The sequence below is a fragment of the Massilia sp. Root335 genome, from assembly GCF_001425685.1.
In the GTDB taxonomy this organism is placed as follows: Bacteria; Pseudomonadota; Gammaproteobacteria; order Burkholderiales; family Burkholderiaceae_D; genus Telluria; species Telluria luteola.
Genome location: NZ_LMCY01000003.1, coordinates 242,271 through 250,810, shown reverse-complemented (window position 1 = coordinate 250,810; position 8,540 = coordinate 242,271). Strand labels below are relative to the sequence as shown.

The 8,540-nt window shown below is 72.9% G+C and carries 8 protein-coding genes; 4 read left to right on the top strand and 4 right to left on the bottom strand.

The window, feature by feature from the left end; all coding sequences use genetic code 11:
- On the bottom strand, nucleotides 1-2,184 hold a 2,184-nt coding region (locus ASC93_RS01550), incomplete at its 3' end, for an ATP-binding protein (protein ID WP_056436850.1).
- 158 nt (nucleotides 2,185-2,342) lie between these two features.
- On the opposite strand from ASC93_RS01550, the gene ASC93_RS01545 reads away from it, so the two are divergent.
- On the top strand, nucleotides 2,343-3,731 hold the full coding sequence (locus tag ASC93_RS01545) for an FAD-binding oxidoreductase (protein WP_056436847.1): 1,389 nt from the start codon (nucleotides 2,343-2,345) through the stop codon (nucleotides 3,729-3,731).
- A gap of 3 nt (nucleotides 3,732-3,734) precedes the next feature.
- On the opposite strand, the gene ASC93_RS01540 is transcribed toward ASC93_RS01545, so the two are convergent.
- The gene (locus ASC93_RS01540; protein WP_056435929.1) at nucleotides 3,735-4,433 is read right to left on the bottom strand and encodes an aspartate/glutamate racemase family protein; all 699 of its coding nucleotides are present in this window, start codon (nucleotides 4,431-4,433) and stop codon (nucleotides 3,735-3,737) included.
- Nucleotides 4,434-4,477: 44 nt separating this feature from the next.
- Nucleotides 4,478-5,371: a LysR family transcriptional regulator gene (locus ASC93_RS01535; RefSeq protein ID WP_056435922.1), complete on the bottom strand. Its 894-nt coding sequence runs from the start codon at nucleotides 5,369-5,371 to the stop codon at nucleotides 4,478-4,480.
- 103 nt (nucleotides 5,372-5,474) lie between these two features.
- Between ASC93_RS01535 and ASC93_RS01530 the strand changes: the two genes are divergently transcribed.
- Together ASC93_RS01530 and ASC93_RS01525 are read left to right on the top strand one after the other, a co-directional pair.
- Nucleotides 5,475-6,080 (top strand): glutathione S-transferase family protein, encoded by a 606-nt coding sequence (locus ASC93_RS01530; protein WP_056435920.1) that lies wholly within the window; start codon nucleotides 5,475-5,477, stop codon nucleotides 6,078-6,080.
- A gap of 7 nt (nucleotides 6,081-6,087) precedes the next feature.
- The gene (locus ASC93_RS01525; protein WP_056435917.1) at nucleotides 6,088-6,993 is read left to right on the top strand and encodes a pyridoxamine 5'-phosphate oxidase family protein; all 906 of its coding nucleotides are present in this window, start codon (nucleotides 6,088-6,090) and stop codon (nucleotides 6,991-6,993) included.
- Here ASC93_RS01525 and ASC93_RS01520 read toward each other — a convergent pair whose 3' ends face one another.
- Complete coding sequence (locus ASC93_RS01520; protein ID WP_056435914.1) at nucleotides 6,994-8,121, bottom strand: DNA topoisomerase IB; 1,128 nt, start codon at nucleotides 8,119-8,121, stop codon at nucleotides 6,994-6,996.
- Nucleotides 8,122-8,224: 103 nt separating this feature from the next.
- Here ASC93_RS01520 and ASC93_RS01515 point away from each other — a divergent pair, with 103 nt between their 5' ends.
- On the top strand, nucleotides 8,225-8,539 hold the full coding sequence (locus ASC93_RS01515) for a hypothetical protein (protein ID WP_056435909.1): 315 nt from the start codon (nucleotides 8,225-8,227) through the stop codon (nucleotides 8,537-8,539).
- Nucleotide 8,540 lies beyond the last annotated feature (1 nt).

The window sequence follows — 8,540 nt, the reverse complement described above, 5'->3', positions numbered from 1 at the left end:
CAGCGCCCGCCGCAAGTCGTCCACGCTGGCCGGCTTGGTCAGGTGCAGGTCGAACGCGGCCGCGTCGTCCGGCGAGTGGGCGACGACGCCGGCCTGGCGGCCGTAGCCGGTGAGGGCCGCCAGCCGCAGCGGCCGGTGCGCCGCGCGCCGCATGGCGGCGGCGAGGGCGTAGCCGTCCAGGTCGGGCAGGCCGATGTCCAGGATCGCCGCGTCCGGCGGCCAGGCGGCCTGCACGTCCAGCGCGGCCAGCGCCGTATGCGCCGTCCTGACGTCGTGGCCGAGCTGGCGCAGGACGGCGGCCGTGAGCGTGGCCGCGTCCTCGTTGTCGTCCACCACGAGCACGCGCAGCGGCCGGCTTTCGGCGCGCACGGCGGCCGGCGCGGGGGCGGCCGCGGGCGTGCCCAGCGGCAGCCGGATCTCGAAGCGGCTGCCCATGCCGGGACCGTCGCTGTGCGCGCTCACGCGGCCGCCGTGCAGCTCGACGATGCGGTGCACGATGGCGAGGCCGAGTCCGAGGCCGCCGTGGCGCGCCAGCGGCTGCGGCGCCTGGTAAAACGGTTCGAACACGCGCCCGGCGAGCCCGGCCTGCATGCCGACGCCGTTGTCGCTGACGACGAGGCGCGCCGCGCCGTCGGCGCCGTCGAGGACGACGTGCGTGTCCGTGCTGCCGAAGCGGGCCGCGTTCGACAGCAGGTTGCCGAGCACCTGCGCGAGCCGGTGTTCGTCGCCGTCGACCCACAGCGCGTCCGGCGCCTGCAGCCGGATGGGCTGGTCGGGCAGGGCGGCGACGGCGTGGCGCGCGACGGCCGCGAGGTCCACCGGCGCGAGGTCGATGCGCAGCTTGCCGGACGCGATGCGGGAGACGTCGAGCAGGTCGTCGACGAGGTGCTTGAGGTGCGCGACCTGGCGCCGCATGATGCCGCGCTCGCGCCGGCTGCCCTCGTCGTTGCGCAGGTCCATCAGGTCGAGCGCGCCGGCGATCGGGGCCAGCGGATTGCGCAGTTCGTGGCCCAGCACGGCGAGGAATTCATCCTTGGCGCGGCCGGCCCGGCGCGCCTGCTCCAGCGCTTGCTCGCGCGTGGCGAGGGCCTGGGCCAGCGTGTCCATCAGGCGGCCGCGTTCCTGTTCGTGCGCGGCGCGGTGCCCGGCCGCCGCCCGCAGCGCGGCGCCCATCGCGTCGATTTCGCGGATGCGCGAATGGGGTACGGCGAGATCGGCACCGGCGCCCAGCGCGGCGGCGCCCGTCTCGAGGGCGGCGATGCGGCGCACGATCCGCCGCGCCAGCATGGACGCGAGGCCGATGCTCAGCGCCAGCGACAGCACGATGCCGGCCGCGTACCAGATGAATCCCTGCGCGGCGGCGCCGGCCCAGCCCGCGGGCGGCGCGCCGACGGCGACCGTCCAGCCGTAGCGCGACAGCCGGGTATAGGCCGTCGTCAGCGCGTCGCCCTCGATGGTGACGGTGGGCCCGACGCCTTCCGGGCCGTTCAACCGGGCCAGCCGCGCCAGCGTCGGGGCCGGCGCGGCGCCGACGTCGTCCTGGCCGCGCGAGCGGGCGACGAGCGTGCCGTCGCTGTCCAGCACCGTGATCATCGAGCCGGCGGGCACCCGCTGCCGCTCGACCACGCGCATGATGCGGTCGGGCCGGACGACGGCCGTCAGCACGTAGGAATGGCCGGCCGCGTCGCTCACCGGATAGCGCACGGGCACGGCGGGACGGCCGCCCTTGCCGCGCGCGACGTGCCCGATCACGGGACGGCGCAGCGCGAGCGCCAGGTGCAGGCTGGAGGGATCGGCGATGGGTTGCGCCGGCGCATCGAACGGCGCCGTCGTGCGGAACAGCATGCGGCCGGTGCCGTCGGCCAGGATCACGCCCAGCCATTCCTGCTGCGCCAGGGCCTGGTCGCGCGCGATGGGGTAGAACGCGCGCACGTCGCCGGTGTCGAGCGCCGGGGTGCGCGCCATGCTGGCGAGCGTGGCGACGGTGCCGTCCAGTTCCGCGTCGACGGCGCTCGACAGCGCCCGCGCCAGGTCCAGCAGCGCGCGTTCCTGTTCGCTCTGGTGGTATTCCGCGGCCAGGTGCACGCTCCAGGCGCCGAGCGCGGCCAGCGGCAGCAGGCCGATCGCGGTCAGCAGGATCAGCAGGTGGCGCAGCGACAGCGTGGGCCCGTGGTGAGCGCGCATGGGGGTGTCCGTCAATACCAAGTGATCCATTATACGTGCGGCAGCGTCCGGCCGGACGGCCGCCGCCGCTTGCACATCCCGCGCCGCGGCCTATGCTGCAAGAGGGCGCGGGCCGGATGGCGGCCGCCATCCGCCGGGCGCGCCGGTCGGAGGCCGCGATGATGCAGTTGAAACCTGAAGTGCTGGACGGCCTCGCGGCCGCCCTGCGGGGACCGGTGCTGCAGCCGGGCGACCCGGACTACGACGCCGCGCGCCGGATCTGGAATGCGATGATCGATCGCCGGCCGGCGCTGATCGTGCGCTGCGCCGGCACAGCCGACGTGTGCACGGCCGTCGCGTTCGCGCGCGACCACGGCCTGCCGCTGGCCGTGCGCGGCGGCGGCCACAATATCGCCGGCAACGCCGTCTGCGACGACGGCCTCGTGATCGACCTCTCGGGCATGCGCGGCGTGCACGTCGATCCGGACGCGCGCCTCGCCTACGTCGACGGCGGCGCGCTGCTGTCCGACGTCGACCACGAGACGCAGGCGTGCGGACTGGCCGTCCCCCTCGGCATCAATTCGACGACGGGCGCGGCCGGCCTCACGCTGGGCGGCGGCTTCGGCTGGCTGTCGCGCATGCTGGGGCTGACGGTGGACAGCCTCGTCGGCGCGGAAATCGTCACGGCCGACGCCCGCCGCCGCCACATCGGGCCGCGCCAGGAACCTGACCTGTTCTGGGCGATCCGCGGCGGCGGCGGCAACTTCGGCGTCGTCACGCGCTTCGAGTTCGCGCTGCACGCCGTCGGGCCGCAGGTGACGGCCGGGCTGCTCGTGTTTCCGGCGGCGCAGGGCCGGGATGTTTTGCGCCAGTACCGCGATTACGTCGACACGCTGCCGGCCGACGTGTCGATCTGGGCCGTGCTGCGCCAGGCGCCGCCGCTGCCGTTCCTGCCGCCGCCCGTGCACGGCCAGGACATCGTCGCGCTGGCCGTGTGCTCGCCGCGCACGCCGGAAGACGCGGCCTCCGTGATCGCCCCCGTGCGCGCGTTCGGGCATGTGCTGGGCGAACACGTCGGCGCCATGCCGTACGCGGCGTGGCAAAAGATCTTCGACCCGCTGCTGGCCCCGGGCGCGCGCAATTACTGGAAGTCGCACAACTTCACGACCCTGTCCGACGATGCGATCGACGTCGTGCTGCGCTATGCCGCCAGCGTGCCGACGCCGCAGTGCGAGATCTTCATGGGCCTGATCGGCGGCCGCGCCAACGAACCGGCCGCCGATGCGACGGCCTACCCGCACCGCAACGTGACGTATGCGATGAACGTGCACGGCCGCTGGAACGATGCGGCCGACGACGCCCGCTGCGTGGCCTGGGCGCGCGAATTCTTCGCGGCCGTGACGCCGTACGCGGCGGGCAGCGTGTACATCAACTTCCTCACCCAGGACGAGACGTCGCGCATCCGCGAGGCATACGGGCCGAACTGGGACCGGCTCGTGCAGGTCAAGCAGCGCTACGACCCGGACAACCTGTTCCGCTTCAACCACAACATCGCGCCGGCCGGGTGAGCGTCAGCCCAGCGCCAGCTCGACGGCCGCCGCCGCGTGCAGGCCGGTCGTGTCGAACAGCGGCACGGGGCTGTCTGCCGGCGTCACGAGCAGTACGAGTTCGGTACAGCCGAGGATGACCGCCTCGGCGCCGGCGGCGACGAGCCGTTCGATCACGCCGCGGCAGGCCGCGCGCGACGCCGCTTCTATCCGGCCTTTTACCAGCTCGTCGTAGATGATGCGGTGGACCGTGGCGCGGTCCTCGGCGTCGGGCACGAGCACGTCGAGGCCGTGTTCGTCCGCCAGCCGGCCCTTGTAGAAATCCTGCTCCATCGTGAACGCGGTGCCGAGCAGGCCGACGCGCCTCAAGCCTGCCGCTCTGATGCGTTCGGCCGTCGGGTCGGCGATGTGCAGCAGCGGCAAATCGACGGCGGCCTGCAGCTGCCCGTAGGCCTTGTGCATCGTGTTCGTGCAGATGATGAGGAAGTCGGCGCCGCCCCGTTCCAGCCGCTGCGCCGCCTCGATCATCAGCGCGGCGGCGGCGTCCCAGCGGTCGCTGCGCTGCAGCACCGCGATGTCGTCGAAGTCGAACGACCACATGAGGCAGCGCGCCGAATGCAGCCCGCCGAGGCGGTCGCGCACGCCCTCGTTGATGAGGCGATAGTATTCGGCCGAGCTGGCCCAGCTCATCCCGCCCAGCATACCGATGATCTTCTGCGTCATGCACGCCTCCTGTCGATGTCGAGCCGTCCAGTATAGCCAGAATGTCAGCGGATCACCGCCAGCGCCGCGAATTCCGCCACCGCGAAATCGACGAACGCGCGCAGCCGCGGCGCCATGTGGCGGCTGCTCGGCAGCACGAGGTGCACGGGCGCCGGCTCCGGTTCGTAGTCGACGAGCAGGCGGCGCAGCAGGCCGGCCCGCAGGTCCGGCTCGACCTGGTACGACATCGCGCGGGCGATGCCGAAGCCGTCGCGCGCGGCCGCCAGCACGGCCTCGACGTCGTTCATGCGCAGGCGCGGACCGTAGCGCACGACGTGCTCGCGGCCGTCCGCGCGGAAGCGCCACTCGGCCATGGTGCGCACGGACGTCGACATGATCAGCTCATGCCCCGCGAGGTCGGCGGGCACGTGCGGCGTGCCGCGCCGGTCGAGGTAGGCGGGGCTCGCGACCGTCACCTGGCGCACCTCGCCCAGCCGGCGCGCGACGAGGCTCATGTTGGACAGGGCGCCGATGCGCAGGCCGGCGTCGATGCCTTCCTCGATCAGGTCGACGTTGCGGTCCGAGAGCGTCAGGTCGACCTGGATGTCCGGGTGGAGCGCGAGAAAGCGCGTGACGACGGGCGCCACGTGGCGGCGGCCGAACACGGTCGGCGCCGTCAGCCGCAGCAGGCCGCGCGGCGCGCCGGCGCCCGGCGGCTGCAGCGCGGCGTCGTAGTCGGCCAGCAGGCGGCGCGCCTGTTCCGCCAGGCGCAGGCCAGTCTCCGTCGGGGTCAGGCGGCGCGTGCTGCGCTCGAACAGGCGCGCGCCGGCGCGGGTTTCGAGCAGGGCGAGGATGCGCGTGACGGCGGCCGGCGAGCGCCCCAGCTTGCGCGCGGCGGCGGCCATGCTGCCCGCGTCGAGGATGGCGATGAACACGTGCAGCTCGTCGAGTCGGTCCATGATTATTTCGAAAACTGAAATGCTGAATTGCCATTATGCCGGATTCCGGTGTGAATGGAATCGCATTACGATGCAAGCAATCCCCACCCACCACGAGACGACCATGCCCCAGACCCGCATCCTCCACGGCACCCGCCTGTCCGGCCACACGCACCGCGTGATGCTGTTCCTGCACCTGCTCGACCTGCCGTACGAGTTCGCCGACAGCCCGGCCGACGTGCGCCGCGCGCCGGCGTTCCTGGCGCTCAATCCGCTGGGCCAGATTCCCGTGCTGCAGGATGGCGACGTCGTGCTGGCCGACAGCAACGCCATCCTCGTCTACCTCGCGAAGCGCTATCCGGCCGGCGCGGCCTGGCTGCCGGAAGACCCCGTCGGCGCGGCCCGCGTGCAGCGTTGGCTGTCGCAGGCGGCGGGCGAGATCATGTTCGGGCCGGCCGCCGCGCGCGTCTCCGCCCGGTTCTACGATACCGGCGTGCCGGCGGGGCTGTCGCAGGCGCTGGCCGCGCGGGTGCTGGGCCTGATGGAAGGCGAGCTGGCCGCGCGCGACTGGCTGGCGGCGCCGACGCCCACCATCGCGGACGTCGCCTGCTACAGCTACGTCGCCCACGCGCCGGAAGGCGGCATCGCGCTCGATCCGTATCCGCGTGTGCTGGCCTGGATCGGCCGCGTGCAGGCGCTGCCGGGTTTCGTCGCGATGCCCGCCGAGTGAGGCGATCATGGACGGAGACCGCATTCCCATGCCGTTCCACGCGGGCGAGCTGCGGGCGCAGGAACTGGCGGGCATCGAGCCGTTCAACGCGCCGATCCGCAACCGCATGCCGGACCAGCACCGCACCTTCTTCCCGCTGCTGCCGTTCGTCTGCGTGGCCGTCGCGGATGCCGACGGCTGGCCGCTGGCGACCGTCGTGCAAGGCCCGCCGGGCTTCGCCAGCTCGCCCGATCCGGCGCGCCTGGACGTCGCGGCGCTGCCGCCCGCCGACGACCCGGTGCGCGCGCGCATCGTCGATGGCATGGCGACCGGTGCAGCGGTCGGCTTGCTCGGCATCGACCTCGGCACGCGCCGGCGCAACCGCCTGAACGGCTTCCTCGCGCAAGTGGGCGATACCGGGTTCGGCGTCGACGTCGCGCAATCGTTCGGCAACTGCCCGCGCTACATCCACGTGCGCTCCCTGGCGCCGGTGGCGCGCACGCCGGGACCGGCGACGGCGTTCGGCGCCGACCTGCCGCCACGGGCGCGCGCGCTGCTGGCGGCGGCGACGACGCTGTTCGTGGCCAGCGCGAGCGGCGCGGACGCGCCCGATGCCGCGGCCGGCCTGGACATCTCGCACCGCGGCGGGCCGGCCGGCTTCGCGCGGCTGGACGGCGACGTCCTGTGCGTGCCGGACTACGCGGGCAACCGCTACTTCAACACGCTGGGCAACTTCGTCGCGGAGCCGCGCGCGGCCATCGTGCTGGCCGACGTGGCGACGGGCGACGTGCTGCAGCTGCAGGGCATCGTGGACATCGACTGGACCGCCGCGGACCCGGACCGCGTGCCGCCGGTGGAGCGCATGTGGCGCTTCCGGATCGTGCGCGGCTGGCTGCGTCCCGGCGCGTTCGGGCTGGCGGAGCGCGCCGCGTAGTCAGGCGGCGCGCCGCTTGACCGCGAGGTCGGCGTGCGCCGTCTCCTGCGCGAGGCGCCGCTCCAGCATCGCGAGCACGGCCGCTTCCTCGGGTTCGAGCTCGCGCAGGTCTTCGACGAGGCTTTCCTCGGCGCGGGCGCGCAAGCCTTCGAGCATCGTGCCGTCCAGGTAGGCGTCCAGCACGGCCGGGTGCACGTAGCACTTGCGGCAGACGGACGGCGTGTTGCCGAGCCGCTGCGCGACGGACTCGATGGCGCGCACGATGTTCTTCTTGGCCTGGGCGTCCGAATCGACGGCTTCGAATTCCTGCAGCGCCATCGCCGCCAGCACCGTGCCGGACCACGTGCGGAAATCCTTCGCGGTGTAATCCTCGCCGGTGATCGTGCGCAGGTAGTCGTTGACGTCGCTCGACCCGACCGTGTGCCGTTCGCCGGCCTCGTCGAGGTACTGGAACAGGTCCTGGCCGGGCAGGTCGCGCGTGCGCTGGATGATGCGCGCCAGGCGCCGGTCGTGCACCTTGACGTCGTGGTACACGCCGCTCTTGCCGCGGAAGCGGAACTCGACGTCGCTGCCGTCGATCTTGACGTGACGGTTGCGCAGCGTCGTCAGGCCGTAGGACTTGTTCTCGCGGGCGTATTCGTCGTTCCCGATGCGCATCATGGTCGCTTCCAGCAGGTAGACGATCGTCGCCAGTACCTTGTCGCGCGGCAGGCCGGGGAGGGCGAGGGCGCGGTCGACTTCCTTGCGGATACTGGGCAGCGCCTTGCCGAAGTTGATCATGCGCTCGTACTTCACCTCGTCGCGCACTTCGCGCCACTTGGGGTGGTAGCGGTATTGCTTGCGGCCGCGCGCGTCGCGGCCGGTCGCCTGCAGGTGGCCGTTGGCCTGCGGGCAGATCCAGACGTCGGTCCACGCGGGCGGAATGGCGAGCGACTTGATGCGCTTGAGCGTGGCGTCGTCGTCGACGGGCGCGCCGCCGGCGTCGAGGTAGCGGACACTGTCGCCGGCCGCCTCGCGGCGGATGCCGGGACGGTCGTCGTGGACGTAGCGCAGGCCCGCGGCCTTCGCGGCGGCGGGCGGATCGGTGTTCGGCACCGGACTCGCCGGCGCGGGGTCTTCGCTCTTCATCGGGTGCTCGTCGTTCGCAAGAGTGGGCTGGCGCCAGTCTACGCCGGCGCCCGGCGCGCACCGTTCGGGAACTAACGTTGGCCGCGCCCGTTACAATGGCGCCATGCCCGGCAAATCACCCATCTTCCCCGGCCCGCGCACCGCGCGCGGCATCGTGCTCGCCGTCCTGCTGTCGAATGCCGACCAGGCGGGCGCCGAACCGTTGCGCGGCCGCGTGACCCTGGCGGCCATCGTCCGCGCCCTCAAGCGTAAATATCACTGGCCCATCGAGACGACGAGTTTCCCGTCGAACGCCGCGGACGGGCGCGCGACGTGGGCCACGGTGTACAGCCTGCCGGCCCACGTCATCGACAAGGCGCTCGATGCGCGCGGGCGCGACTGGCTGCGCAGCAGCCTGGGGGGCCAGGCTGCCCGTTGAG

What these genes read in the sequence shown, in the direction of transcription:
- ASC93_RS01545 (WP_056436847.1), top strand. Translation starts at nt 2,343, where the DNA reads ATGATGCAGTTGAAACCTGAAGTGCTGGACGGCCTCGCGGCCGCCCTG.
- ASC93_RS01540 (WP_056435929.1), bottom strand. Translation starts at nt 4,433, where the DNA reads ATGACGCAGAAGATCATCGGTATGCTGGGCGGGATGAGCTGGGCCAGC.
- ASC93_RS01535 (WP_056435922.1), bottom strand. Translation starts at nt 5,371, where the DNA reads ATGGACCGACTCGACGAGCTGCACGTGTTCATCGCCATCCTCGACGCG.
- ASC93_RS01530 (WP_056435920.1), top strand. Translation starts at nt 5,475, where the DNA reads ATGCCCCAGACCCGCATCCTCCACGGCACCCGCCTGTCCGGCCACACG.
- ASC93_RS01525 (WP_056435917.1), top strand. Translation starts at nt 6,088, where the DNA reads ATGGACGGAGACCGCATTCCCATGCCGTTCCACGCGGGCGAGCTGCGG.
- ASC93_RS01520 (WP_056435914.1), bottom strand. Translation starts at nt 8,121, where the DNA reads ATGAAGAGCGAAGACCCCGCGCCGGCGAGTCCGGTGCCGAACACCGAT.
- ASC93_RS01515 (WP_056435909.1), top strand. Translation starts at nt 8,225, where the DNA reads ATGCCCGGCAAATCACCCATCTTCCCCGGCCCGCGCACCGCGCGCGGC.